This is a genomic window from Brevibacterium paucivorans, from assembly GCF_016907735.1.
GTDB lineage: Bacteria > Actinomycetota > Actinomycetes > Actinomycetales > Brevibacteriaceae > Brevibacterium > Brevibacterium paucivorans.
The window spans coordinates 762,207-787,566 of the sequence record NZ_JAFBCP010000001.1; the positions used below are offsets into that span (position 1 = coordinate 762,207).

23 protein-coding genes, 1 tRNA gene and 1 pseudogene are annotated in these 25,360 nt (G+C 58.3%); 10 read left to right on the plus strand and 15 right to left on the minus strand.

Features of this window, described 5'->3' with window-relative positions; all coding sequences use genetic code 11:
• Window positions 1–15 precede the first annotated feature (15 nt).
• The gene (locus JOE56_RS03565; RefSeq protein WP_204514865.1) at window positions 16–978 is read right to left on the minus strand and encodes an NADPH:quinone oxidoreductase family protein; all 963 of its coding nucleotides are present in this window, start codon (window positions 976–978) and stop codon (window positions 16–18) included.
• A gap of 146 nt (window positions 979–1,124) precedes the next feature.
• The gene (locus JOE56_RS03570) at window positions 1,125–2,090 is read right to left on the minus strand and encodes an ornithine cyclodeaminase family protein (protein WP_204514866.1); all 966 of its coding nucleotides are present in this window, start codon (window positions 2,088–2,090) and stop codon (window positions 1,125–1,127) included.
• Between the two features lie 34 nt (window positions 2,091–2,124).
• On the opposite strand from JOE56_RS03570, the gene JOE56_RS03575 reads away from it, so the two are divergent.
• Both JOE56_RS03575 and JOE56_RS03580 read left to right on the plus strand, forming a co-directional pair.
• Window positions 2,125–2,424: a GNAT family N-acetyltransferase gene (locus JOE56_RS03575; protein ID WP_204514867.1), complete on the plus strand. Its 300-nt coding sequence runs from the start codon at window positions 2,125–2,127 to the stop codon at window positions 2,422–2,424.
• A gap of 39 nt (window positions 2,425–2,463) precedes the next feature.
• Window positions 2,464–3,921: an NAD-dependent succinate-semialdehyde dehydrogenase gene (locus JOE56_RS03580; RefSeq protein ID WP_204514868.1), complete on the plus strand. Its 1,458-nt coding sequence runs from the start codon at window positions 2,464–2,466 to the stop codon at window positions 3,919–3,921.
• A gap of 2 nt (window positions 3,922–3,923) precedes the next feature.
• Here the strand turns inward: JOE56_RS03580 and JOE56_RS03585 are convergent, their stop codons facing one another.
• The 4 genes from JOE56_RS03585 to galU form a co-directional block, all read right to left on the minus strand.
• Complete coding sequence (locus tag JOE56_RS03585; protein ID WP_204514869.1) at window positions 3,924–5,234, minus strand: hypothetical protein; 1,311 nt, start codon at window positions 5,232–5,234, stop codon at window positions 3,924–3,926.
• 69 nt (window positions 5,235–5,303) lie between these two features.
• Window positions 5,304–5,915: a GNAT family N-acetyltransferase gene (locus tag JOE56_RS03590; protein ID WP_204514870.1), complete on the minus strand. Its 612-nt coding sequence runs from the start codon at window positions 5,913–5,915 to the stop codon at window positions 5,304–5,306.
• Between the two features lie 2 nt (window positions 5,916–5,917).
• Complete coding sequence (locus JOE56_RS03595; RefSeq protein ID WP_204514871.1) at window positions 5,918–6,487, minus strand: hypothetical protein; 570 nt, start codon at window positions 6,485–6,487, stop codon at window positions 5,918–5,920.
• Window positions 6,484–7,380: a UTP--glucose-1-phosphate uridylyltransferase GalU gene (gene galU / locus JOE56_RS03600; protein ID WP_204514872.1), complete on the minus strand. Its 897-nt coding sequence runs from the start codon at window positions 7,378–7,380 to the stop codon at window positions 6,484–6,486. Before galU ends, JOE56_RS03595 begins: the two co-directional genes overlap by 4 nt.
• A gap of 22 nt (window positions 7,381–7,402) precedes the next feature.
• Here galU and JOE56_RS03605 point away from each other — a divergent pair, with 22 nt between their 5' ends.
• Together JOE56_RS03605 and JOE56_RS11560 are read left to right on the plus strand one after the other, a co-directional pair.
• On the plus strand, window positions 7,403–8,032 hold the full coding sequence (locus JOE56_RS03605; RefSeq protein WP_204514873.1) for a 5-formyltetrahydrofolate cyclo-ligase: 630 nt from the start codon (window positions 7,403–7,405) through the stop codon (window positions 8,030–8,032).
• Window positions 8,033–8,106: 74 nt separating this feature from the next.
• Window positions 8,107–8,250: pseudogene (locus JOE56_RS11560) on the plus strand (FmdB family zinc ribbon protein); the annotation flags it as partial.
• A gap of 14 nt (window positions 8,251–8,264) precedes the next feature.
• Here the strand turns inward: JOE56_RS11560 and JOE56_RS11565 are convergent.
• Window positions 8,265–8,543, minus strand: a complete 279-nt coding sequence (locus JOE56_RS11565) for a hypothetical protein (protein WP_338028676.1) — start codon at window positions 8,541–8,543, stop codon at window positions 8,265–8,267.
• Between the two features lie 11 nt (window positions 8,544–8,554).
• Here JOE56_RS11565 and JOE56_RS03615 point away from each other — a divergent pair, with 11 nt between their 5' ends.
• Together JOE56_RS03615 and mscL are read left to right on the plus strand one after the other, a co-directional pair.
• Window positions 8,555–9,211 (plus strand): SAF domain-containing protein, encoded by a 657-nt coding sequence (locus JOE56_RS03615; protein WP_204514875.1) that lies wholly within the window; start codon window positions 8,555–8,557, stop codon window positions 9,209–9,211.
• A 136-nt stretch (window positions 9,212–9,347) separates the two neighbouring features.
• Window positions 9,348–9,824, plus strand: coding sequence for a large conductance mechanosensitive channel protein MscL (gene mscL, locus JOE56_RS03620; protein ID WP_204514876.1), 477 nt, complete (start codon window positions 9,348–9,350; stop codon window positions 9,822–9,824).
• Window positions 9,825–9,894: 70 nt separating this feature from the next.
• Here the strand turns inward: mscL and JOE56_RS03625 are convergent, their stop codons facing one another.
• Both JOE56_RS03625 and JOE56_RS03630 read right to left on the minus strand, forming a co-directional pair.
• The gene (locus JOE56_RS03625) at window positions 9,895–10,089 is read right to left on the minus strand and encodes a hypothetical protein (protein ID WP_204514877.1); all 195 of its coding nucleotides are present in this window, start codon (window positions 10,087–10,089) and stop codon (window positions 9,895–9,897) included.
• On the minus strand, window positions 10,076–14,494 hold the full coding sequence (locus JOE56_RS03630; RefSeq protein WP_204514878.1) for a DUF4011 domain-containing protein: 4,419 nt from the start codon (window positions 14,492–14,494) through the stop codon (window positions 10,076–10,078). Before JOE56_RS03630 ends, JOE56_RS03625 begins: the two co-directional genes overlap by 14 nt.
• 141 nt (window positions 14,495–14,635) lie before the next feature.
• On the opposite strand from JOE56_RS03630, the gene JOE56_RS03635 reads away from it, so the two are divergent.
• Entirely contained in the window at window positions 14,636–15,778 is a 1,143-nt protein-coding gene (locus tag JOE56_RS03635; RefSeq protein ID WP_102239103.1) for a thiolase family protein, read from the plus strand.
• A 116-nt stretch (window positions 15,779–15,894) separates the two neighbouring features.
• A tRNA-Arg gene (locus JOE56_RS03640) sits at window positions 15,895–15,967 on the plus strand.
• A gap of 72 nt (window positions 15,968–16,039) precedes the next feature.
• On the opposite strand, the gene JOE56_RS03645 is transcribed toward JOE56_RS03640, so the two are convergent.
• The 5 genes from JOE56_RS03645 to JOE56_RS03665 form a co-directional block, all read right to left on the minus strand.
• Window positions 16,040–16,327, minus strand: a complete 288-nt coding sequence (locus JOE56_RS03645; protein WP_204514879.1) for a GlsB/YeaQ/YmgE family stress response membrane protein — start codon at window positions 16,325–16,327, stop codon at window positions 16,040–16,042.
• Between the two features lie 127 nt (window positions 16,328–16,454).
• Window positions 16,455–18,032 carry a polysaccharide deacetylase family protein gene (locus tag JOE56_RS03650; protein WP_204514880.1) on the minus strand — a complete coding sequence of 526 codons (1,578 nt, stop codon included), beginning with the start codon at window positions 18,030–18,032 and terminating at the stop codon, window positions 16,455–16,457.
• Between the two features lie 60 nt (window positions 18,033–18,092).
• The gene (locus JOE56_RS03655) at window positions 18,093–19,085 is read right to left on the minus strand and encodes a universal stress protein (RefSeq protein WP_204516056.1); all 993 of its coding nucleotides are present in this window, start codon (window positions 19,083–19,085) and stop codon (window positions 18,093–18,095) included.
• 203 nt (window positions 19,086–19,288) lie between these two features.
• Window positions 19,289–19,807: an HNH endonuclease gene (locus tag JOE56_RS03660; protein ID WP_102239100.1), complete on the minus strand. Its 519-nt coding sequence runs from the start codon at window positions 19,805–19,807 to the stop codon at window positions 19,289–19,291.
• A gap of 347 nt (window positions 19,808–20,154) precedes the next feature.
• A complete protein-coding gene (locus JOE56_RS03665) occupies window positions 20,155–20,991 on the minus strand; it encodes an NlpC/P60 family protein (RefSeq protein ID WP_204514881.1) in 837 nt (278 codons plus the stop codon).
• Between the two features lie 437 nt (window positions 20,992–21,428).
• Between JOE56_RS03665 and JOE56_RS03670 the strand changes: the two genes are divergently transcribed.
• A complete protein-coding gene (locus JOE56_RS03670; protein ID WP_204514882.1) occupies window positions 21,429–22,850 on the plus strand; it encodes an MFS transporter in 1,422 nt (473 codons plus the stop codon).
• A 77-nt stretch (window positions 22,851–22,927) separates the two neighbouring features.
• Here JOE56_RS03670 and JOE56_RS03675 read toward each other — a convergent pair whose 3' ends face one another.
• Window positions 22,928–24,442, minus strand: coding sequence for an AMP-binding protein (locus tag JOE56_RS03675; protein ID WP_338028616.1), 1,515 nt, complete (start codon window positions 24,440–24,442; stop codon window positions 22,928–22,930).
• 117 nt (window positions 24,443–24,559) lie between these two features.
• On the opposite strand from JOE56_RS03675, the gene JOE56_RS03680 reads away from it, so the two are divergent.
• Window positions 24,560–25,360, plus strand: a complete 801-nt coding sequence (locus JOE56_RS03680) for an SDR family oxidoreductase (RefSeq protein WP_204514884.1) — start codon at window positions 24,560–24,562, stop codon at window positions 25,358–25,360.

The following is a 25,360-nucleotide window of genomic DNA, read 5'->3' on the forward strand; positions in this document are numbered from 1 at the left end:
GGTCCTCCAGTGTGTTTATGGGGTGAGTAGGATCTTGCCCATGACTGTCCGGTTGTCCAGTTCAGCTAGGGCTGCGGATGCGTCTTCAAGTGGGAACGTTGCGTGGATGCGCGGGTTGAGTTTTCCGGCTTTCACGTGCGGAAGCAGGGTCTGCCACTGTTCCTGAATGAGTCCCGGGTTAGGCACGGTTGCCGCACCCCAGCCCACACCTGCAACGGAAATGTTGTTCAAAAGCAGGCGGTTGACTTTGACCTCGGGGATTCCACCGGCGGTGAATCCCAGGACCAGGAGGGTTCCGTAGGTGGCCAGGCAACGGAGTGAGTCGGTGAAGCGGTCACCGCCCACAGGGTCTGCGACCAGGTCGACGCCACGGGGCTTGATCTTTTTTACGCGGTCTTTGAAACCGTCGGCAAGAACCACATGTTGTGCGCCCAGTTCTTTGACGATCGTTGCTTTTTCTTCGGTTGAGACGACTGCGATGACTTCAGCTTCCATCGCGAGCGCGACCTGGACAAGGGCGCTTCCCAAACCGCCTGCTGCGCCGTGGATGAGCACACTTTGTCCGGCTTGGAGCTTGCCGCGGTGGCGCAGTGCGAAGTCTGCGGTGAGAACGTTCATAGGCATTCCGGCGGCTGCTTCGAAGTCCACTTCGTCGGGGAGTTTCACGGTGTGCGTTGCGGGGGCTACTGCGTACTGTGCCCAGGCGCCTTTGTCGGTGATGAAGGCGACGCGGTCGCCCACCTGGAAGTCGGCACCTTTGCCAACTGCGTGGACGGTTCCTGCACCTTCGGAGCCGATGACGAACGGGACTTGGTGTTTCGTTTGGTACATGCCGCGGGTCTGCAGAAGTTCCGGGAAGGTCACACCGGCCGTGTGTACTTCAACGACGACGCATCCGGCTGGTGGTTCCGGGATGTCGGTGTCGATGACTTGCAGGGCCTCAGGGCCTGAAAGTTCTGGTAGCTGAACTGCTTTCATGTGTCTCCTTTGACGTTTTAGCACCAACGAGCTCATCTTAACGCTCGATCAGTAAAGGAGCGAAAAATTTTGTGACTCATATCATGCTGTGGTCAACGACCTCGAAAGCACAACGAATGCCAGCCACTCACATAGAGGCCAACGTGTCAGCCACGCTCACCTTTGACGGCTTCGTAAATCGCTGCCGCGACCACGATGTCTTCCCACGACATACCGGCCGATTTGAACACCACCGGGGCTTCACCAGTCACAGCGTCTGCATCCAGCGAGTCTGCCCACGTGCGGACGTCTCCCCATGTCAGGTGCCCTTCGTCGACGGCCTGGATGACGTCGCCACACTCCGCCTTCGCCGTGGCCATGCTTTCCACCATAACGGTCGCCCGCCCCAGCAGTTCGCCCGGAAGTTCGCGCGCCTCCGGGCTGTGCGACCCCATCGCCACAACACAAGCACTGTCATTGATCAGGGAGGCGTCAAAAAGAGGTTCGGACGCCGAGGTGGCAGTCACTACCAGCCCAGCCTCCTGGATGGCCCCAGTCGCCTGCGAGGATCCCGCGACGATCTGGTCGACTTCGATTCCGTGTGTGCGGGCCTCCTCAACGACGTGATCGCCTCGGCCGGGGGTGCGCACAATAACGCTTGTGCGGGTAATGGGCAGGTTCTGGCGAGCAGCGCGAATGTGTGGCACCGCCTGCACACCGTTACCGAACACCACCAGAGACAACCCGTCCGGGTTGCGCGTGTGAGCAAATGGGAGAATCCCAGCCATCGATACCGCCGGCGTGCGCAGGTTGGTGAGCGCAACTCCGTCGATGGTTGCGAGCGTACGGTGAGTGGTGCCATCGAGCAGAAGACACGTTCCTTGGATGAGTGGTTCGCCGCGAGCCGGGTTGTCCGGGGTGGCAGTCAATACCTTCACGCCCGCATACTCGCCCACTTGGGAGGGCATGAAGAGGAACTCGCCACCTCGGAGTTCACTACGGGTTCGCACGCCATCAGTTTCCGGATCAAAGCCTTCCGCCAAGGTGTTGCGCAGAACCTCTACGGCACCTGTAAAGTTCAGCGCAGCGTCTACTTGGTGAGAATCAATATGCAAAACTTCCTGACTCGCCATGTTCTCAGCATAACGAACGCCTACAGTGGGCTTTATGGAGTTCAACGCAGACGACGTAACAATCGTCCACAACGACAAGGACCGTCTTTACAGTGCGGAATACCAGGGCGCATCAATCGCGTTTTGCGCGTACACCGAAGACGCTCAAGCGCGTATCCGCGACTTTAACCACACCGTGACTCAGCCCGAGTACGGTGGTCACGGGCTTGCGGGCAAGGTGGTCCGGCATGCTCTTGACGACTCGATCAGCAACGGGTTCTCAATCCAGGCGGGGTGTTCCTACGTTGAGCACTTCATCGAAAAGAACCCCGAATACAAAGAACACCTGGCTTAAAAGAACACCTCACATCTAGCTCAAACGAAAGGGCAAAGCATGGACGTGCAGAACATTATTGACAAGGTACCTACCGGCCTATACATCAACGGGCAGTGGCGTGACGCTAAAAACGGCAACACGTTCGACGTGGAAAACCCTGCCACCGGTCAGGTGATCGCACAGGTTGCTGACGGCACCCAGGACGACGCTCTTGAAGCCATCAAAGTCGCCGGCGACACCCAAAACGAATGGGCCGCAACGGCTCCGCGCGAACGCTCCGAGATCCTGCGTCGCGCATATGAGCTGCTGATGGAACGTCAAGACGACATCGCTGCAGTGATGTGTTCTGAAATGGGTAAGTCGCTCACCGAGTCCAAGGGCGAAGTTGCCTATGGGGCAGAATTCTTCCGCTGGTTCGCCGAGGAAGCCGTGCGCGTTGGTGGCGACTTCACCATGTCCACTGACGGCAAAACACGCCTCATGGTTTCCCGCGAACCCGTTGGACCGTGCGTGCTTGTCACACCGTGGAACTTCCCGTTGGCCATGGGCACCCGCAAGATCGGACCAGCGATCGCTGCCGGATGCACCATGGTGTTCAAGCCCGCCAAGCTCACGCCGCTGACCTCACTTATGTTGGTCCAAGCACTCGAGGACGCTGGTCTTCCCGCCGGTGTGCTCAACGTGGTGACCTCGAAGTCAGCTAGCCGCGTTGTCACCCCGTGGATGGAATCCGGGATTGCTCGCAAAGTGTCCTTTACCGGATCAACCGGTGTGGGGATTGGACTCCTGGAGCAGGCCGCTCAGAACGTCATGAAGTCGTCCATGGAACTGGGCGGGAACGCTCCATTCGTCGTGTGCGAGGACGCCGATCTGGACGCTGCCGTCGAAGGTGCGATGCTTGCGAAAATGCGCAACATTGGTGAAGCGTGCACCGCCGCAAACCGCTTCTACGTCCATGAGTCCCTCGCCCAGGACTTCGCTACGAAGATGGTTGCCCGCATGGAAGCGCTCAAGGTGGGCAACGGCATTGAAGAAGGCGTGGACATTGGGCCATTGGTCGAAGAGTCCGCACGCGACAAGGTCGACAGCCTGGTGACCGACGCTGTTGCCAAGGGCGCGAAAGTCGCAACGGGCGGCAAAAAGATCGACGGCCCCGGCTACTTCTACCAGCCCACAGTTTTGACCGATGTCCCGCGCGACGCTGACATCGCTGTTGAAGAGATCTTTGGCCCGGTGGCCCCGATCTTCACCTTCAGCAACGACGACGAAGCGATTGAGCAGGCCAACTCGACCGACTTTGGACTAGCCGGCTACATTTTCACGCAGTCCCTGGACCGTGGACTGCGCCTGTCCGAGGAACTGCAGGTTGGCATGGTGGGTCTGAACACCGGCCTGGTGTCCAACCCTGCAGCACCGTTCGGAGGTGTCAAACAGTCCGGCCTGGGTCGCGAAGGTTCCAACGTCGGAATCGACGAGTACCTCGAAGTGAAGTACGTGGCCACGCCGCGTAGCTAAAACTACGCGCGACGACGCGCCAGAACGTCATCCACCACGGCACGGGCGTTGTCGTTCGCCAGCTTCTTGTCTGAGCGAATCGCCGCCTTGCCGTGACGCAGAGCCGCCGTGTCCTTTGCCGCGTCTTCGAGTTCTGGGCGGGCGCCCACCTCGGCGGCAAACGCACGTGCCAACTCTTCACGGTCAGATGGGGAGTCGCCGTAAGAGGTCTGCGCTGCCTCCATCTTGCCCGAGGTAGTCGCCGGCTCCGCTTGCGCCTTTGTGACGTACGTGGGTACAGGCATGTCCTTGGGGAACCAGCCCTTGCCCTGGCTAAGTTCTTCGAACTTTTCGCCCAAGTGAAGTTCCGGGGCTTCAGAAGCATCTGTCACGCTGAGTTTCTGCTCTGGCTCGCGAACCGCGACGACGTCCACCTTGCCGTTTTCTTCCTTGACGGCAGGGATTTCCGAGGTGATCGCCTCGGGCTCGGAAACTCGCAGCTTCGGAGCGGTTGTACGCGCAACAGGCTGTGCTTTTTCAGCACGCACGGTCTGCTGAGTGCGCACAGTCTTCTGGGCGCGTGAAGCCTGCTTGGCGCGCGGCGCTTCAGGTTCGTGCACACCGTTGAGTGCGACCACTCCGGTGAGGCACGCAAGCGAAGCAGCCATCGTGAGTACCGGCGCTGCAAAACTCAAAGGACCAAAGATCGAAAACGCTCCCGTGACCACTGCCGCCACGAAGAAGCCTGCGAAGCCCAACGCCAGCAACCGCTTGAGCTTGTTGGTTTCGTGCTGTCCTGGCGCGGAGACGGTCACGCTACCCTGCGATCCCCCGGTTGCCCTGGTGTGGGCCATGCGTGCCTGTGTAGCGGCCGTTGGAGCAGTGGTTTTGCGCGTGTGGTTCTGAGGTGCGTGGTTCTTAGGAGTCTGTGCGGTCATGTGAGTGTCCAATGGTCGGTGTGAAACAGCGACGGTTTCCATCCCGGATGCCGGGGCTAGGTATATGTGGTCGTGGGTGTCTTCTTGCGCCATTTCGGCTGTGTCCCGCCCACCGGAGACCACGGTGAGATGAGGTTCAGGGCGTCGCAAAGAAATGTTTGGCGGCTGAGCTGCGAGTGGGACACCAGTTTCAGGGATGTCAGCGATAGCGCCTTGAAGCAACATGTTCGGCTGAGATGCCTGGCCGTCACAATGTGTTCGCGAGCCAGTTCGTGGGTCGCGGGCAGACGGCGGAACCGTGTCCGCGTCACCTGTCTTTGCCGCCCCTTTTGCCAGGGATGGTAACGCGAACACAAGCACTCCGATGATGATAAGAATGACGATACTCGTGTCCACATTCTTACCTTATGAGCAATGTGATTCACCGCTGAGGACAACGTGCGGAGTGTTGCGAAAGCCTCTGTATTATTCGCGTGATACGCGCGACTGAGCGTTCCTGCGGTACCGGTTCAATACACCTTCTGGCGCCTCAGTGGAAAGCAACGCAAACGTACGGTGGTCTGCCCATTCACCATTGATGTGCATGTACTCCTTGCGCACGCCTTCGTCCCTGAATCCCAGTTTTTCGACAACGCGCAAGCTGGCTGAGTTTTCCGGTCGAATGTTGATCTCCATGCGGTGAAGCCCAAGTTCAAAGAAACAGAAATCTGTCGCAAGGGCAACGGCCCGAGGTGTATATCCCCTGCCTGCGACCCGTGAGTCGATCCAGTACCCCAGGGACGCCGACCTCAGCGATCCCCAACTGATCCCACTGACGGTGAGCTGACCTCGGAAACGGCCGTCCACAACAATTGCGTACGGAAGTAGTTCCCCCCGCTTTCCAGCACTGTTCAGCAGTTTGCGCAAACGCGAAAACGTGGGCAACTCCCCCACCGCACCTGGCGTGGTGGCCTCCCACGGTTCCAACCACTGGGAATTGACGGACCGAACCTCCACATATTGACGCTTGTCCGCTCGCTCAAGCGGACGCAAAGTAAGGTCAGCATCGACCAGCCGAGACGGCCACCAATCCACCATGACTAATCGCGCGAACGCTTAGGCATCCGAAGAATTGTGGCAGTGTCGCTCCCCTGCCCCTGGTCATCTGCGCCACCGGCTGCGGTCAACCGTGGTTTGGGTGGCTGGGGGTTGGGGTCCATGAGTTCCGCATACGCCGGCAAAATCTCAATGAGCGTTTCGGTGAGCGCACCCGAATTCGCCGGCAATGTCATCACAAGGGTCCGACCCACCCAACCAGCCACCATGTGTTCAAACATGGCCCGGTTGTGCCCGGATTCCATGAGCACATCACGTGCCACGTTCACAACACCAGGCGTTCGGGAGTCGAGTTCCAATTCAATCGTGTGGCATACCGGGTCAATGGACCGCACTGGCAAATCGCCCAAATACACGACCAAATCCAACGTGGTCCTGGCCTTCGTGAGCAGAGCACTGACATCCTCAGCGATTTCGACCGGATGCTCTACCGCGTTGAACTCATTAATCAAGCACACGTACGTCGCTTGTTTGAGTGCTTTAGGCGCGACCACCGCAGGATCATACGCGATTACCGCGCTGAACTGCGGTGGTTCAAACTGGCCAGCTGTCACTTAAGACCCGCAACGTATTCGGTCAGCCACGCGTTCAGATCCTCGCCGAGGTCGTCCCTGCGCCCAGCCAACGTCACCACAGCTTTGAGGTAGCTGAGTTTGTCACCGGTGTCGTAGCGGTCTCCGCTGAAGACCACGCCGTACACACCATTTGAGTTGGGGTCTTCGGCCAAGGTCTTGAGAGCGTCAGTCAGCTGGATCTCATTTCCACGGCCGGGTGGGGTGTTACGCAAGACTTCGAACACCTCGGGAGCCAAAACATAACGCCCAATGATTGCCAGGTTCGACGGAGCCTCATCAACGGCAGGCTTTTCAACCAGGTCAGTGATCTTCACGGCGTTCTCAACGTCTGTGTCTTCCACGGCCGCGCACCCGTAAAGGTTGATGCTGTCCGCGGGCACCTCCATGAGCGCCACAACTGAACCACCGGTCGCTTCCTGCACCGCCATCATGGTGGGCAGGATTGGGTTATTTTCATCGATGAGGTCATCACCCAAGAGAACCGCGAACGGTTCGTCACCCACGTGCTGTTCACCTTTGAGCACCGCGTGTCCCAGACCAAGTGGGTCACCCTGGCGCACGTAGTGAATGTCTGCAAGTTCAGAAGCCTGCTGAACCGAGCGCAACTTCTTGTCGTCGCCCTTTGCCTTCAGCGCTGCTTCCAAACCGTCAACCCGGTCAAAGTGGTCCTCCAGCGGGCGTTTGTTACGCCCTGTCACCATGAGTACGTCCTGAATACCGGCGTTGACCGCTTCTTCAACCACGTACTGGATGGCCGGTTTGTCGACAACCGGCAGCATTTCCTTTGGAGTCGCCTTGGTTGCGGGCAGGAAACGGGTTCCCAAACCAGCAACGGGAATGACGGCTTTCTTAACAGACTTCGAGTTACTCATGCCCTCATTCTAAGGTGCTGATATGGAAGGTTCTGTGGCACACGCCCGTAAGAAAGAGTTGCGTCAACAAATTCGGTCGAGTCGGGAGGCTCTCCCCGCGGATCACTCCGCGCGCTTGGACCTGAACACTCAGGTGGGCGCACTCATTCAATCTGTCATGCGCGAAGGTGCGCGCCCCAATATCTTGGCGTACGCCAGCATTGCCCATGAACCGTCGATTGACGGTGCCCTTGACCAGGCGCGGGCTGCTGGCGCCCGCATATTCCTGCCTGTTGTCACCGCCCCGGGTGAGCCGTTGATGTTTGGGGAGGTGACGAGTCCCTTGTGTGACCTTGCCCCGGTTGGTAAGTGGGGCATTCGCGAGCCACACCCAACTATGGAGGCAGAACGGCTGGTCGACGACCTCGGCCTTGCACTGATTCCTGGACTGAGCTTTTCCACCCAAGGTGGCCGGTTGGGCAACGGTGGCGGGTTTTACGACCGGACGTTTGGGCCGCAGGGAGTGGCACCACTAGGTGAGGTGTCACGGGGTGGGAGGTTGTTCAGCGTAGGCGTGTGTTTTGACTCCGAGTACGGCGCCGAGTTTCCAATCGCCCCATGGGATCTTACGGTTGATGGCGTTGTTACTGAGAACGGGTTGCGCACGGAGTAGGTGACTGGCGAGAGGCGTGACACATTCGGGTACGTGCATGTGTGCATATAATTGGGCGGTCAGAAAGGTTGATGATGCCCACTTACTCCTACGCATGCCGCGAATGCGATCACTCGTTCGATATCCACCAAAGCTTCAGCGACGACTCACTGACCACGTGCCCCGAATGTGGCAAGGAGTCACTGCGCAAAGTCTACGGTTCAGTGGGTGTCACGTTTAAAGGCTCCGGTTTCTACCGCACTGACTCGCGTAGCTCTGAGTCCGGCGGGTCTGGGGCTGGTTCTTCTGGTTCCGGTTCATCTTCAAGTTCTTCTTCGTCGTCGAACTCGTCAGGGTCGAGCTCATCTTCTTCCTCAAGCTCATCCGGCTCGAGTTCCTCGTCATCGTCAGGTTCATCTGGGTCGAGTTCGTCAGGCGCATAGGGTTCATAGACCCCTTCAACTAAATGGCACAGGTGAACGAGTTTTCCACAGATTCGCCAGAGCCCTTCCCGTAGCCACTTTGCGCTCACACACTTGAAGTATGAACGCATGGTTGAAGCGCCTGACAGGCTCCACGGACAAGAAACGCCCCCACGCACCGCCCCGTCGACTCACGCACACGCAACGTCGTCTGCTGGCAGCAGTGTGCGCGGGGCTCGCAACAGTAACCCTCGTCATGGTGCTTATCCCCCGCTCCCACGGTGATCGCATCGTGGTTGCGAACACGCACATCGACCCCGGCACCGTCATCGCATCTCGCCAGGTCACAACCAAAGTCTTTCCTCCTCAACTCATACCGGAAAACGCAGTTACTGACCCTTCGCAGGTAGTGGGAACGACCTCGGCATCTTCCTTGGACGCAGGCACACCGGTGACCACAACAGCACTGCTGGATGCCGCGCCCGCGAACATCCCTGAAGGGCACGTGCGGGTGCCCATCAGTGTGAGCGACCCGGCAACCACCTCGGTACTCAAACCCGGCCACCGAATCCAGGTGTATTCCGCAACAGCTGAGCAGGCCAGTTCGCTTGTTGACAACGCGTTAGTGATAGCAGTGACGACTGCGAACGACCAGTTCACCGGCCAAACCAGTGTGGTGACAATAGCTGTGAAACAGGAGGATGCACCCAAGTTAGCAGGGAATGCAGGGCTGAGTTTTGGGCTGCTGGGAAGCAGTGAGACGCAGAACACCTCATGATGTGTTTTTAGTTACTAAACGGGAGGCCTACAAGAAGTTGACCCTTAAACTTTGATAAATTATTAATGCTCAATTGAGCGCAAAATCCACTTCAGTATTTTCGGCACCAATCTGGCGTGCCCGTTGAAAGGCAGACATGTTCAAAGGATTTAGGGATTTCATTCTGCGCGGAAACGTCATCGAATTGGCGACCGCCGTTATTATCGGTGGCGCGTTCACCGCAATCGTTACCGCTGTTTCGGACAAAATCATCAACCCACTGATCGCGGCTATTGGTTCACCTGAAGTTGGTGGACTCGGATTCCGTATCCGCCCAGAAGTCCCGGAAACGTTTGTTGACTTCGGTGCCGTTATCACCGCAGCAATCAACTTCCTCATCATTGCTGCAGTTGTTTACTTCATCATCATCATGCCAATGAACCGCCTCAACGAATGGCGTAACCGCAACGCTGAAGAAGAAGACGTTCCAGCTACCAGCGAAGAACTGCTCACCGAAATCCGCGACCTTTTGGTTGCTCAGAACGTAGACGCTGGCCTTCCTGCTGATGCTAAGGTCAACACCGTTGCATCTGACAACGTTGACAGCGACTTTGGCGACGCCGGGAAGCACTAATCTGTAAGAGCTGAATAAGTTTTCGCAGTAGGCGCTCCGCATTGATGTTCGGGGCGCCTGCTTCTTTTGTTTACCCACGATCGGGGCGCGTAAACAACTGGTCGCCCCAGTGAGGTGGCTTCTCGTGCGACAAACCAGAGTCACTCGCAGCGGTTTCTCCCGACCGGTTACCCAACAGTCGCCGGTACTTTTCTTTGGCTAGTTGAGCTCGTTTCCGGCGCTGTGCCTCTGACTGTTCGTCCGAATTGCCGTTACGAGTCGTCACGCTCGTTTTCTCGCTCTTCTTCGCGAAGCCCGGCGTCGATCAAGTCCTCGTCCCGCAATACGCCCGTGTCATATGTGGGCATGACCTCGTCCTGGTCAAGCTCCCGGCCCTCGTCACCTGGGCTGGTTGCAGCACCCTCCTGCGACTGCTCTTCAAACACGGCCTTGGCACGTGCCTGCGCCTCACGGTAGCGGCGCACAGCCTTAGCAATCGTGTCGTTGAGGTCAGTGTGCCCACGGTAAGCCAGGGCAGTCTGCAACTGGTGTTCAAGTTCAGCATCATCACGGAACTGGTTATCCGACTGAATCCACTCGAGCATCTGGTGGAGCTCGGTCTCAGAGTACGCGTGCAGGGGCAACCCCGGGGTCACTTTGGGTCGGGACCCGCGACGCCCGGTGACAACTGAAGCCGCACGCGCGGCGTCCAAAACCGACTGTGGCGAGTGTGCTTCCACGGAATCACGCCACAGGTCAAACATGCGCTTGGCGACCGCTTGCGGGTTTGCAAACGCGTCCATCGACCACATGCGCGCACAGGTCCAGCCACGGCGTTCAAGCGAGTCACGGCGTAGGCGTTCGCGTTCGCGCACGCTTGGCGTCGATCCGTAAGCAGGGCCGTCGGTTTCGATCGCCAGCACCATGCCCTGATCCACGGTCTTGCCAACCGGCACTGCAATATCAATCCCGTGGTAGTTCACAATAGGGTGCGCGCCCAGCTTGCGCATACGTTCAGCAATGTCGTTGACAAGTGGGTTTTGCGCATTCGTCGCACCTGTGGCACCACCCGCGTCTCGCATGCCACGCGCACCAGCCGATTCCTGTTCGCCGGTGCGTGTCGCTTCACTGCGCGACGTCGCCACGACCGTCGAAATCAACTCAAGCAAATACCGTGCGCCGTGCTTGAGGCGCGAACGTTCTAAGTCTGTAGGTCCGTAGCTGGACACCAACGTCAGTTTCTGGCGCGCACGAGTGACAATTGCAGCCAAGAGCTTTTCGCTGTCCGGCTGTTCGAGCGACCCAAAGTTATACAGGACACGACCCTGCAAGGTGCGTCCGTAACCCACGGAGAAAATCACTGCGTCGCGCGCAAAACCTTGAACACGCTCGACATCGGTGACAACAAACGGTTCCTTTGTGGTGTCGGTAAAGAACGATGCCACGTACGGGTACTGCCTGATCGCAGACTGAACCGCCGACGCAACACGTTGCGCGTGCCACGGTGTCAAGGTGATGACTGCAAGCGACTGGCGTGGTTTGGTTCGCGCGTGACGCAAAACCAGGTCAACAACACGCGAAACTTCCTGGTCAGGGCTCTCCACTTGGCCGGTCACCGAATCCGGTACACCCGTCGCATCGGGAACGTAAGCAAACTCCAGACCGCTGCCTTCGCTAGTACGTGCAGTAGGCAAAGACGAAATAGCCGACTCATAGAAGTGCCCATTGACCAGGTCCAGCAACCCTTGTGGGGCAGATCGGTGGTACGTGCGCAGCCCCTTCAGCGGAAGGAACTCAGCCAATTCGGTGAACACGCTCGATGAGCTGGGCTCTGCAGGAACAGCATGCCTATTCACACTCACCGAGAACGGCTTAGGACCAGGCAACCTCGGGTCCCCTAGAGCCACAACTTGGCGTGCTCGCACAATTGACGGCAGTGCTTCGGGCACCGACAGACGAGCCGCGTCGGCAATGATGACCACGTCGAAAAAGTCTTGAGTCGCAAACACGTTTGGCACTTCAAACGGGCTCATCATCCACACTGGTGCCAATGCCGACAGCACGCGAGGCGCTTCAAGCGCGAGCTGTCGAATGTGCAGGTGAGGAGCGCGTAGCGCTGTGCGCACGCTTTCTGCTTCGGCCTTGAAGCTTGCGATAGCGCGACGCCACCCCGCAGCGTGAGCGTACATGAGGCGTTCGCCACCGGATTTCACGAACTCACGGTCGGCTTCGCGGAATTCTCGAGCCAAACTGTCCAACGCACGGGTGTCGTGGCCACTGATCTGTGTGTCAGCCGCGGCCATCTGCTGCAACACGGTTGCCCAGTAGGCCAGGTCGAATTCGGCTCCCACTCCCGCGTGACGCACCTTGCGTGCGCGCAGGTCATCCAGAAGGTCGCCCAGTCCGGCCTCGCGCAGTTTGTCATCCGCCGAGGTGCGCGCCGGCAAATCTGCCAGCGCCGCCCGGTCTTCGCCCATCGCACTCAAGCGGGCTTGGAGTTCCTCGACCAGCATGCGTCCCAGGTCGCCACCGTCAGGGGTGTCATCCATGATGGGGTCGAGTTGTCTCAACTTGATCTCGAGTTCCTGGTACACGTCGAACGCTTCAACTGCACCGTCAACGGCCCGCGGAGCCTGGGACGTGTCGCGCGTGAGCCGGTACCACTGGTCGCGCAGTTCGCGCACGTTCTGGAGTTCTTCGTGCAGGTCGGCAACGGGTCCGCGCGTGAGTGACGCGGCTTCTTTCTTCAAACGACCACGTTCGAACATGCCCTGGTCGATGTTGTGTTCCCTGCGGTACTGTCCTGAACCGGTTGCTGCGATGAGCTCTTCCAGGTTGGCATCGAACACCTGCTCCTTGAACCGTTTGAGCAGGCGTGACACGTCAACGATCGTCTTGAGGCACGCGCCCCACTCTTCGACGTTGCGTGCCGGGTTCATGCCGGCAGCGCGCAAAACGGGTTCGGTTTGCTTCGTCAGGTCTGTGACCAGGCGGGCGGCTCGTTCGGCGGTGGCGCGTGCGGTTTCGGCGTCTTCGTTGTTAGCGAATCGCGCCCCGAACCACACGGTGTCTTCCACATCCATCGTGAACGCGCCCAGGTCGGATAGTTTGAGCAACTCGTCTCTGAGTGCGTCGCGCGCGGCCGAGCTGAGCTTCATGACACGGTCATCGAACCGCACGTCGGTCAAGGGCCCCGGGTCCGAGGCGGTAAGCGCCGCAAGGTGCTCCAGGGTAGCAAAGACCGAGGTGCCCCACGGCTGCCGCTCTTGGTGCAGTGACGCTGTGTGCGCGTTCAGTCGGTCGCGCGCGTCGGTGAGCTTCTTGAGCAGGTCAGTGTTTTCGGGTTTTGAGCTACGTTCCGCGGAAATGATGAGTGAAACGAGTTGCTTCTTCACCTCGCTCATGCGTTCGCGACCGTCGACGACGAAGTTACGAACACCTGCGTCGTCGAGTCGAGTGGCGAGGTCATCCAACGCATCCGAGCTTTGCGCAACGTAAAGCACGCTCTTGCCCGCGTGAGCCAGTGAGGTGGCGAGCGCAGCGGCCACCTGAGTGTTGCCCGTTCCTGGTGGCGTGTCGACAGCGATAGACTCTCCCGCCAGTGCCGCGTCGACAACGGCTTGCTGGTCGCCGTCTACGTCAAGTGCCAGGAATTCTGAGGACGGTGAACGGTCCGGTAGTCGAGGGGTCGTCTGCGCGGCCATCGAGGCGCGCAGTTCACGCCTCTTGCGCAAGCGCTTCTGTTTTTTCTCGCCCGAGGTCTTAGCCGCTGAAACGGCCTTGCTGCCAGTCGCTTTCGTCGCGTCCGCGTTTTCAGACTCCGCGTTCGCTCCCAGCGTGGGGAGGTTTTTCGTGTTGGCGTCAGAAACGCCTGCGGACAGTCGGGGTTTTTTCGCCGAGGTCGTCGCTGCCTCCGCGGTTCCCTTCCCTTCCCCAGCGACGGGTGCAGAAGCAGAGCCACTGGAACGACCTCGGGACAGGGAGCCCCGAGCGTCAGCGTCACCAGCCAGGGCGCGCACGACTGGGTGGTCCATGGGGAGGTCGTCGCGTCCGAACGGGGTGGTGATGTTGGCGAATGTGGACACCACTAGGCGCTGGCCCACGAGCAGTCCTGGTACCGACCGGGTTACCGTGCGCAGTCGCTTGTACACGCCGGTGGGGTCGAAACCGTGGGACTCCTGCGTGGAGGCGATCCATTCGTCTGTGTCGATGTGGACACCGTGGTGCTTGCTCAGGTATTCCACCAAAGCTGGGTTGACGACGGTGTCGTTGGCCAGGGTGATTTCGAAGTCTTCGACGTTAGTTCCGCGGGGCACCAGTTCAACGTGGCGCAGCAGAATGGGCGCGGAAAAGTCGGTGCGGGTGCCGTCGATGTCACGCGACCACTGAGCGAAGCCGATCGCTAGGTGTGCGGTGTGGATTCCTCGTTCATAGGACAGCTGGTCTGCTTTGTGGCGGATTGATTTGACCCGGCGGCGTGCATCTGCGAGCTGTTCCGCGTTGCGAATGAGGCTGGACAGGCGCGTGGCACGCCCGGCAAGTAGCTGTGCCACGCCGGAAGGGTGAGCGCCGGAGAGATCGAGTGAGCCGTCACGCGAGTCACGGAAGTTGAGCATCGTGTCTCGGCCACCGATTTTTGTGGCACGTTCGTTCCACTCGGCGACTGCAGAGTTGATAGAGGAATTGCTCATAGACACATCGCAACACTATCGGTTTTCAAGCCTTGCTTAGTGGTGCCACACCGCCATCTCCATACCTTGGACAACGTTTCATGAATATGTGACTTAGCGCATAAGCTTGGCCGGGATAGGTTCTACCGCACGAGGAGAAAAATGAACGACGCAGTTATTGTTGCCGCTCGCCGCACCCCCACCGGTAAGCGCGAAGGAATGCTCAGTGGAATCCACCCGGCAGACCTTTCTGCCCTGGTAATTGAGGATATCGTTTCGACCACTGGCATTGACCCCAACCTCATTGACGACGTTATCTGGGGCTGTGTCACGCAGGCCGGTGAGCAGACCGGTGACATCGCACGCACCGCAGCACTGTCCGCCGGACTTCCCGAATCCGTCACGGGTGTGACGGTTGACCGCCAGTGTGGATCATCGCAACAGGCACTGCACTTTGCTGCCGCTGGAGTGGCTTCTGGTCAGTACGACATCGCGATTGCCGGTGGTGTCGAGTCCATGTCACGCAACCCCATGTTCTCGTCCTCGATGGGTAAGTCGCCGTATGGCACCAAGTTCAAGGACCGCTACCAGGGAGACGACCCCAACCAGGGAATCGGCGCGGAAATGATCGCTGAAAAGTGGGGCTTCTCGCGTACCGAGCTGGACGAGTTTGCGGTGCGTTCGCACGAACTCGCAGCTGCCGCAACTGACGCTGGCGCATTCGAGTCCCAGATCATTCCGGTGGAAACTGAAAACGGCACCGTGTCCGTTGATGAGGGCATCCGCCGAGGTGGTAGCGTCGAGAAGCTGGCGAAGCTCCAGACCGTGTTCAAGGAAGACGGTGTTATTCACGCTGGTAACGCGTCGCAGATTTCCGACGGCTCCGCAGCCATGCTGGTCATGAGCTCGCAGCGCGCTAAGGAACTGGGCCTCACCCCACTGGTGCGTGTTCACACTGCTGTGTTGGCCGGCGCCGACCCAATCATGATGCTCACCGCGCCTATCCCAGCAACGGAGAAGGCACTCAAGAAGTCCGGTCTGTCGATCAACGACATTGGCACATTTGAAATCAACGAAGCGTTCGCGCCTGTCCCACTGGCGTGGCTGAAGGAAACGGGCGCTAACCCTGACTTGCTTAACCCACACGGTGGCGCAATTGCGCTGGGCCACCCGCTGGGTGGATCGGGTGCCCGCCTCATGTCCACCATGATTCACAACATGGTGAACAACAACATTAAGTACGGCCTGCAGTCGATGTGTGAGGGTGGCGGCCAGGCCAACGCCACGATCCTGGAACTACTGTAAAGCCACACCGCGCAAAGTGAGCGTGACGGCGCAATATATTGCGCCGTCACGCTCACTTTGCGCAACCGGCACTTCTACGTAAATCCGCCGACCTGGTAGTATTGCCTGGTCTAGTTGCCCCCGTAGCTCAGGGGATAGAGCACGGCTCTCCTAAAGCCGGTGTCGCGTGTTCGAATCACGCCGGGGGCGCACAAAAACTGCACACACAAAAGTGGCCCCGGCAATTCAATGCCGGGGCCACGCTGTGCGTCAGCTAGCGAATTAGTCGTTAGCCTTACGCGCCAAGAAACCGTAAATAACCATCACGATCAGCGCACCGATAACCGCCAACAGGATGGTTCCCAGGCTCCACGGGTTGTTCATGATTCCCGAAACGCCGTCACCACCGAGCAAGCCACCGATGAAGCCACCCACGATGGCACCAACAACACCCAGAATCACAGTCATCATGAAGCCCATGCCCTGCTTACCTGGCATAACAGCACGCGCGATAAGCCCAATCAGACCACCAATAATAATCCACGAAATAATCGACCAGAGAAGTCCCATAATCGTCCTTTCCTAGTAGGCACGCCCTACATAAGCAGTGACTTGTCCACTAAACATTCAAATTAAAATGAAGGGGACCTGTCAATATAATCTCTGTCACACGTAAACCGTACGCTCGGCCCTACGGTTACGAGTTTTTCGTGACGTAGGGGTGGTCCGGGGTTGAACACATCTCCATGTGGGCGCCCTTGCAGAAGTATTCTTTCCCCGCATCAAACTTCGAACCACGGTACAGCTCAGACACGGTCACCATCGAGTAGCCCTGGTCTTCCAGGAACTTCAGAATGTCATCTGTCGCATCAACGGTCGGCTGGTGAATCGAGTGCATAAGAACAATCGAACCAGGGTGTACGTTGTTCTTGACGGCCGCGACCGTCTTGGGTGTTGACTTAGTCTTCCAGTCGAGCGTGTCAACGTCCCACATGATCACGCGTTTGTCGTAATCGCCTGCAATCTCATCGACCTTGCGATTGGTGGCACCGTACGGTGGTCGCAGGAGCGTCGGCTTCTCGAGCCCTGCGTCTTCAAGCGCTGCGTCAGTGTCGGCGATCTCCTTATCAGCCTTCTTAGCACCAACCTTGCTCAGAATCGGGTGCGTGTACGAGTGGTTACCCACTTCGTGCCCCGCATCAACCATTCGTTTAACTTCCTCAGGGTATTCCTTCACGTTCTTGCCAATGACAAAGAACGTGGCGCGCGCGTTGTGCTTCTTATAGGACTTGATCAACCGATCAGTGAGGTCGTTTCCACCGGGGCCGTCATCGTAGGTCAGGGCCACACATGCCGCCAGCGCACATGAAAAGCCGGAACCTTCTTCGCTGTCCTCATCGAGTTTCGCTACATCCTTCGACCCGTTGTCTGCGACCTCTTTACCCAGGTCAGAAAGCTCTTCATACTTTTTCTTCTGGTCTTTATAGGACGGCAACGCGTCCTTGCCGAACGTCAGGTCGTCCAGGTCGTCGTCACTTGGCAACGTTTCACCGGTGAACATGTCTTTGGCCGGCACGGTTGTGTCTGCTTCCAGGTCCGTGACCAGCAGTTTGACGGACTGTTCACCCTTCACCAGTGCTTCAATTCGGCTCACCACGTATTTTCCACCGGCAAAAACAATCTCGTTGCGTAACGTGACGTCGGCGTCGCTGTCCGCCGAGGTGTCGCCTGCCCCAGCAGTTTCTTCAGCTCCCGGCGCAGTGGTTTCGTTTTCGGTAGGCTCCGTTGTCGACGTGGATTCAGTTTCCGTTGCGCCCCCTGTTACACCTTCGGGTTCCGAGGTGGAATTTGGTTCCGTAAGACCGCCGGCTTCTGCTGTAGAGTCATCGGACGCTTCGGGTTTTTCGTCAGGCTCACGAATAAACGTCTCGAGCTCAGCCTGCTTGCTGGCGGGCGTCGGGGCTGGAGTGAAGGTCTTCTTACCAGCGAAAGCGCCACCTTCTTCAAGCTGGTCGAGCGCGAACTTCTCGACCTCTTCGTTCAGGGACGCGGCGCCGTTGACCGCCACTAGCTGAGCGTCAACGGAAACACCCTCTTTGTTTTTCACAATTGCCAAACGTTGCAAGCGTTCCTTCACACTTTCGGGAACACCGTCATATGAGGTGGAGGCTCCTTGCTCACCACGCTCTTCCTTAACGTTGGAGGTGCATGCAACACCACCAGCAAGAACGGTCGCAACAAGCGCCGTCGATGCGAACACTTTTTTAAACAGCACGAAAACCCTCCGTCAATACAGACGATGTATAAAAGCTTCTTGAGTTACCTGGACCGAACCTCAGGATTCGCGCTTAACGCGAACCACCATGGTGGGGCACTTGGAGTACGGCAAAACAGACTGGGAAGTCGATCCCAAAAGGAGACCCGCAAACCCGCCACGACCTCGGGACCCAATAACCAAAACCGACGCCGTATCCGAGGCGCGTACCAACGCTTCTGCCGGCTGACCGTCGTACAGCGACCAGCTCACGTCGAGGTCCGGGTACTTTTCGCGCACTGCCTGTGCGGCGAGCGCAAGCTTGTCTGCGCCTTTATCGACGTAACGCTTCATGTCACCGGTTGAAGGCAACCATTCAGGGCCCACAACAGTCGTGGTGATGACGCCAAGCAAAACCAGGGAGCTGCCTCGGCGATTAGCGAGTTCAGCCGCTTCCCACAGAGCTTGCGACTCTGCGCCCAGCGAGTCGATACCTACGACTACCTGGCCGGTGTAGTCGGGCCCGGTTACCGTGTCGGCGTCAATGGTTTCTTCAAACGAGTCACCGCCAGCATTGCGGATAGGACGCGAAGCCGTCTGTTCAGGGGCGCGATCAGAGTCGTCCGACCACGAAACCGGAATCACTACGGTTGGGCAGTGGCTGTGAGCAGGAAGGGCCGACGACACGGTACCCAAAAGACGGCCGGCGAAACCACCTCGGCCGCGGGACCCAACCACAGCCAGCGATCCCTGCTTTGATTCTTCAACCAAAACTCCGGCAGCGTCACCAATTTCGATGATCGCCTCAACTTCGACGCCTGCATCCTTGACCAGCGAGGCCGCTTCTCTGAGCGAGTCCGAAACCGTTGCGCGCACCGCGCTGTCGTCGATGGGCACATACGATACGTCTACGGTCGCAGAAGCCACGCTTGGGACAGTGTAAGCGCCAACAAGTCGAATGGACTTCTTCTGCGCCCGAGCTTCATCAATCGCCCAGGTCAGCGCGTTACGGCTGGCGCTCGAACCGTCAATTCCAACGATGATTGCTTCAGGATCGGCAACTTCGGTGGTCATCTGCTCTTCCGACACGGGCACTCCTTACAGATCGAAACCGCTTGTCCTTCAGTTTACTCCTGCCGGTTTTTTCCTCAGCGTTCGACCCGCTACGAAACGACAACGGTTGCCCGACGACTGTTGCACATGTGTTGCGCGTCGATAAACGTGCCCTGGCGAAGAGGGTTCGCCCGTGGCTCACCCCGGGCCCGAGGTGCGACAGTCTAGGCGGTTTTTGCAACCTCGGGTGAGCGCGCCAGTTCAAGGAACGGCAACCAGCGTTCGGCCGGGTTGTCGATGTCCCGCAACCACCAGTGGCCGGTTTGTGGGGCCACCGGAGTGAAAAGGAGCTTCCAGCCCATCTCTTCTGGCGTGCGGTTTCCTTTCACGTTGTTGCATGAGCGGCAGCATGCGACCAGGTTGGTCCACGAGTTCTGGCCGCCTCGGCTACGCGGAAGCACGTGGTCCACGGTGTTCGCGCCTTCGCCACAGTACGCGCACAGGTTCTTGTCACGTCGCAGCACTCCCCTACGGGAAAGCGCTGTTGTCCGCCCCCGAGGTGGTTGCACATACCGGTTGAGCAGAATCACCGAAGGCTGGTCCATGGATACGTGTGCGCTACGAATGAGCATGTCTTCGCTTGCCAGCACGGTGGCTTTGCCCGCCAAAACCAGGACAATCGCGCGCCTAAAGGACACGATCGACATGGGTTCATAGCCAGCGTTAAGAACCAGTGTTTTCACTTTTTTCTCCTGAGGCGGATGGGAAAACGCGCGAGGCGCCGTGCAAAAGCGCGACGCCTCGTTAAAGACAGACAGGAGCCACTTACGGGCTCCACACTTATCGAATGTATGGGTTCCGCAAACGATATAAGTCGACCACTGCGGTTGTGCATGCTGGCCTCCTTACATCGTGAGCAGTGAAAATGTTCAGCAGAACCTAGATTACCGGGCGTGCACCGCGATTTACCTGCGGTTGGCGCCGATTTGAAGAGAATTACGGACAGTTTGTCAAAAGTTCACCGTGAATGCGCGAAACCCCCGCGCTGTACCGATTTGCGCGGGGGTTTCGCTTTCACATCTGCGAAGTCTTAGAGAACGCGGACGAACGTGGCTCCGGAGCGAACCATCCAGTCGATGGAGCGGTAGGAGGTCTTGACGCGTGGGTTACCTGCGTCGTACATCATGCCGTTACCTGCGTAGATACCAACGTGTCCAGGCGACCAGATGATGTCACCAGGCTGGGCCTGTGCACGCGACACGGTCTTTCCAGCGCCGCGCTGAGCACCCGAGGTGCGAGGCAACTTCACGCCCACCTTGCCGTATACGTACGAGGTGAAGCCGGAGCAGTCCCAACCGCTTGGGCTGGTTCCGCCGGATACGTAAGGGGTTCCGACGTACTGGCGAGCCAGGGCGATAACCTGCTGTGCCTTTGATCCGCTTGGGAGTGCAACGTCTTCGTTAGCTTCGGACTTGGAGCTCTTCGAGCTCTTCTTCGAGGAAGAGGAGGACGAGCTCGACGAACCTGCAGCCGAGGCACCGGAACGGCTGTTTGAGGTAGGAGCACTAGCGTCAGCGTCATCGGTGGAAGGTTCAGCAACTGGTTCAGGAGCCTTCTTTGCGGTGACGTTTGCAGCCACACCGGTTGCGATGTCAGCAACGTCAGCGTCTGCTACAGCAGTTGCCTTCTGGGCGGTGAAGGTTTCAGCTTCTTCAGCCTTTGGTGCATCCGCGGAAACGGTTGCATCGTCTTTAGCGTCAGCAGTTGAAGGGAGAGTAGCGGTCACGAGCAGACCACCAGCAGCAGCTACAACAGCTGCACGCTTACCCATTGCGCCTGAGTTGGCGTTCAGTGCTTCAGTGAGTTCAGTCAGCGGCGTCTTGACGCGTGCGTCAGACCCGTGACGTCCCATCTTCTTTCCAGCCACGAGATTCCTCCATCTACCAGCCCTAGGCCGCCACTTTCATCGGTACTCTCACTGGGCCGTGTGACTAGCGGTAGCAGCCCGTGAGTGGATCAGTTCAAAATCCAACAGTGAAAACTGTAACCGAACGAAACCCCAATGTCACATTTCAGTTACAACCCGAGCACAGATAGGACGCATTTTTCTATATAACTCCAGGTCAGAGCACATAAAAAAGTTTATAACGAATTTTGATCCGTGGTTATATTTGCGTGATCCGGCTCTACTTTTCTACCTCAAGCGGATCATCACCGCCCCCTCACCGACGCTAGCGCACAGAAAAACAACACTTCACGACGCCGCGACTTCAAACCCTTGACTCACTCGGTGGCGTGCGTCACACTTATTCAAACCGATCAAACGATCGGTACGAGCTTTCATCAAAGGCGATAGGAGCTTCCATGACCGCGTCATCTGCAACTGCCACCCCTAACGCACACCACCTCAAGCACCGAAAACTTCTTGCCTCCGGTGTCGTTGGATCCTCAATCGAGTGGTACGACTTCTTCCTCTACGGAACGGCAGCCGCTTTGGTGTTCCCACATGTGTTCTTCCCCTCGGAAGGTCCACTGGTTGCCACCCTTCTGAGCTTCGCAACATTCTGGGCAGGCTTTATCGCCCGACCTCTTGGCGGTGTCATTGCCGGACACTACGGCGACAAATTCGGCCGTAAACCTATCGTCGTCGTATCTCTCCTTGTCATGGGTGCAGCTACATTTGTCATCGGGTGCTTGCCAGGCGCAGAGAACATTGGTTTGGTCGCACCGATCGCGCTTGGGCTTTGCCGGTTTGCGCAAGGTCTGGCCGCAGGCGGTCAGTGGGGTGGGCTTGCCCTTCTCCTCACCGAATCCGCTGGCCCTAAGAACCGGGCATACTCTGGCTCGTTCAACCAGATCGGCGTTCCGGCAGGAGCGTTCCTGGGAAACATCGTTTTCATCACTGCCACCTATGCGCTCACACAAGAACAGTTCATCGCGTGGGGCTGGCGCATTCCGTTCTGGTTCACAGCAGTTCTCTTTCCCGTCGTCTTGTTTATCCACCACAAGGTTGAAGACAGCCCAGAGTTCCGCGAGCTGGAGAAGAAGACTTCCGAAACTGAGTCTCAAATCGTCAAGGCACCCCTGTGGGTCGCTGTGAAGAAGCACTGGAAAACGATTCTGCTGGGTTGTGGTCTTCTCGCTTCGACCAACTGCATTTTCTACATTTCGATTGCTGGTGTTCTTAGCTACGGTGCGAACTACTTGGGCTTGGACCGCACTCACATGTTGATTGCCGGAGCTTTGGCGTGTGTCGTGGGGATCGCGACCACACCGCTCTTGGCACTGTGGTCAGACCGAATCGGTCGCCGACCCGTCATCATCTTTGGTGGAGCAGGAATCTTCCTGTTCGTGCCGATTTACTTCATGCTGATCAACACCGGAAACATTTTCTTGTTCGGAGTAGCCGTGTGCGTTTCGTCGGTGTTCCAGTGCGCGGTCTACGCGCCTCTGGCCGCGTTCCTGGGTGAGCTGTTTGAACCCGAGGTGCGGTTCTCTGGCGCTTCACTTGCCTACCAGCTCGCAGCGATTTTGATCTCCGGTGCGACACCGATCCTCATGACCTCACTCATCGCGTCTTCTGGAACCACGCACGGCGTGACAGTCATGGTCATGATCATGGGGGTCATCACGGTTGTGAGCGCCGTGTTGTTGAAAGAGACCAACCCCAAGTGGGTCAGGCAAGACCCTCACGCGGTTCCGGGCGAGTTCCTGTACGCAAAGAAACCAGCGCAGGCAACTCGCCACCCGGAGGTTTCGCGCGAGGACACCGAACCCGTGTCATAGCCTCATAGCAGTGGCTTCATAGCAAGAACGTGGCCGGTAGCAACACTGCTACCGGCCACCTTTATGACCTCCACACCTTACAACTGCGACACGTCGATCGCGCGCTTGAGGATCTTCCCGCTTGGTCCCTTAGGCAATGCGTCCACGAACTTGATAATCCGCGGGATCTTGTACGCCGAAAGCCTCTCGCGGGCAAACTTCTCGATTTCTTCTTCCGTCAGCGTGACCCCCGGCATGGGCGTAATAACCGCCGTGACGATCTGGCCGTAGTGGTCGTCGTCCGTTCCCAGCACCGCGGCCTCAAGAACACCAGGGTGTTCATACATCGCTTCCTCGATCTCACGTGGGTACACGTTGTATCCACCGTGGATGATCAGGTCTTTGAGCCGGTCCACTATATATAGGTATCCGTCCTCATCGACCCGCCCCAGGTCCCCGGTGTGGAACCAGCCGTCTTCGTCGATCGCTTGGGCCGTAGCGTCTTCTCGTTTCCAGTAGCCGGGCATATTCACCGGGCCACGCGAACACACTTCACCGACCTCACCTGCTGGCACCTCGGCGCCGGTCAGGTCCTTAATGCAGTACTCGAGTTCTGGCAACGGCAACCCCACCGACCCTGGTTTACGCACACCATCCAGCGGGTTCATACTCACCATCGCCGAGGTCTCCGTCAACCCATACCCTTCCGTGAGCACCGCACCAAAACGTTCCTCGAACTTACGAATGAGCTCAACCGCCGCGGACGCCCCTCCGGAAAGCGCGAACCGCATATGGGAGAAGTCGTAGTCACCTTCTGGCGCGTGCACAATCGCGTTCCACATCGTTGGGACCCCGGACACCACCGTGAGTTTGTCGTGACTCATGACCTTCAGCTGCTCAACCGGGTCAAACCGGGGCAACAGCGTCAGCTGCGTTCCGTGCGCAACCGCCACCATGAGAACGGACGACAAGCCGAACACGTGGAACAGCGGGAGGGAGGTGCCACCTCGGTCGTCTTCTGTCATCTTCGAGTCGATGCCACCAATGCGGGCCGCGTTGGTCAGGTTGCTCACCGTGAGCATGGCGCCCTTTGGGCGTCCTGTGGTGCCCGAGGTGTACAGCAGGACCGCGACGTCCTCACCCTTGCGTTCGACTGGGGTGAAGTCGTCAAACGGGGGAAGTTCGGCGAGGTCAGCCGGGGTGATTAGTTGGCATGCTTCAAACGTGACGCCTGCGTTCTGAGCGGACTCCTGCCCGGCTTGGGCCACCGCCGGATGTGCCACGACGCGACTAGCTCCGGAATCTTCGATGAAATAGTCGATTTCACGCGAGGTAGCCAGAGGGTTGACTGCCACAACTGTGAGCCCACTTGATTGGGCGGCAAAGAATTCAACGACAAATTCCGGTGTTGTGGGAGCGATGAGGAGCAACCGGTCCCCCTCATTCATCTCAGCGGATAGTTTCTGCGCCCGGCGCGCGATCAAGCTGGCTAACTGTCCACGGGTAATTTCCACACGCGGTTCCGTCAACGGCCCACGCAGTTGTAGGCGGTCGGGGTCTTTACGCGCGAAGTCGAAAACCGGCGTTGCGAGATTTAACGGTGCAAATTCCACGATTCTCCTTTGAAGCATGGCGGTCAGGTACTCACATACTAAAACAATATTTGCTCCCGAGCGATCGATCGGTGAAGATGTTTCTACAGACTTCATTGGGCTCGAAGAGGAGATCACATGGAAGTAAACGGGAACGTCGCGGTAGTTACCGGGGGCGCCGGCGGGATCGGGCAGGCCCTGGCAACGGAACTCGTCAACAGGGGTGCCCGCGTGGTTGTCGCGGACGCCTCCGAGGCGGTGACCGAGGTGGCAGCAAAGCTAGGGGGCCACGGTTGGCACGGCGACGTATCAACAGTCGCTGGAATCGAAGCGCTCATCGCTGAAACCGAAAAAGAATACGGCCCAATCGACCTGTTCTTCGCAAACGCGGGAATCATGGGGCAGTCTGGGCTCGGCGACGAGGACACGTGGGACATGGCCATCGACGTGAACCTACGAGCGCACATCCGCGCGGCCAGGCTACTGATCCCCGGGTGGCAGGAGAGGGGACGCGGGCACTTTGTGTCGACCGCCTCGGCGGCAGGCCTTCTCACCCAACTGGGGCAGGCGGAATACTCCGTCACCAAGCACGCGGCGGTGGGATTCGCCGAATGGCTTGCCATCACGTACGGCGGTGACGGCATCAACGTCACATGCGTGTGCCCTATGGGAGTGAACACTGCGATGTTGCAAGCCGGCACAACTGCGCAGAACGTTACGGAAAAAGTCGCAGCCGCGGCCGTGACTCAAGCCGGCCCGGTCCACGAACCACAGCACGTGGCACAGATTGTGCTAGACGGGGTTGAGAACAACGAGTTCCTGGTTCTCCCCCACCCTGAAGTTCTCGATATGTACCGCATGAAGGGGTCTGACTATCAGCGATGGATTTCCGGAATGCAGCGTTACCAAACCACCCTCACCAGCCAACACAAGGAGTAA

Excerpts from the sequence above, each read along its gene's own strand:
- JOE56_RS03565 (WP_204514865.1), bottom strand. The coding sequence starts at position 978 with ATGAAAGCAGTTCAGCTACCAGAACTTTCAGGCCCTGAGGCCCTGCAA.
- JOE56_RS03570 (WP_204514866.1), bottom strand. The coding sequence starts at position 2,090 with ATGGCGAGTCAGGAAGTTTTGCATATTGATTCTCACCAAGTAGACGCT.
- JOE56_RS03575 (WP_204514867.1), top strand. The coding sequence starts at position 2,125 with ATGGAGTTCAACGCAGACGACGTAACAATCGTCCACAACGACAAGGAC.
- JOE56_RS03580 (WP_204514868.1), top strand. The coding sequence starts at position 2,464 with ATGGACGTGCAGAACATTATTGACAAGGTACCTACCGGCCTATACATC.
- JOE56_RS03590 (WP_204514870.1), bottom strand. The coding sequence starts at position 5,915 with ATGGTGGATTGGTGGCCGTCTCGGCTGGTCGATGCTGACCTTACTTTG.
- galU (WP_204514872.1), bottom strand. The coding sequence starts at position 7,380 with ATGAGTAACTCGAAGTCTGTTAAGAAAGCCGTCATTCCCGTTGCTGGT.
- JOE56_RS03605 (WP_204514873.1), top strand. The coding sequence starts at position 7,403 with ATGGAAGGTTCTGTGGCACACGCCCGTAAGAAAGAGTTGCGTCAACAA.
- JOE56_RS03615 (WP_204514875.1), top strand. The coding sequence starts at position 8,555 with ATGAACGCATGGTTGAAGCGCCTGACAGGCTCCACGGACAAGAAACGC.
- mscL (WP_204514876.1), top strand. The coding sequence starts at position 9,348 with ATGTTCAAAGGATTTAGGGATTTCATTCTGCGCGGAAACGTCATCGAA.
- JOE56_RS03630 (WP_204514878.1), bottom strand. The coding sequence starts at position 14,494 with ATGAGCAATTCCTCTATCAACTCTGCAGTCGCCGAGTGGAACGAACGT.
- JOE56_RS03635 (WP_102239103.1), top strand. The coding sequence starts at position 14,636 with ATGAACGACGCAGTTATTGTTGCCGCTCGCCGCACCCCCACCGGTAAG.
- JOE56_RS03645 (WP_204514879.1), bottom strand. The coding sequence starts at position 16,327 with ATGGGACTTCTCTGGTCGATTATTTCGTGGATTATTATTGGTGGTCTG.
- JOE56_RS03655 (WP_204516056.1), bottom strand. The coding sequence starts at position 19,085 with ATGACCACCGAAGTTGCCGATCCTGAAGCAATCATCGTTGGAATTGAC.
- JOE56_RS03670 (WP_204514882.1), top strand. The coding sequence starts at position 21,429 with ATGACCGCGTCATCTGCAACTGCCACCCCTAACGCACACCACCTCAAG.
- JOE56_RS03680 (WP_204514884.1), top strand. The coding sequence starts at position 24,560 with ATGGAAGTAAACGGGAACGTCGCGGTAGTTACCGGGGGCGCCGGCGGG.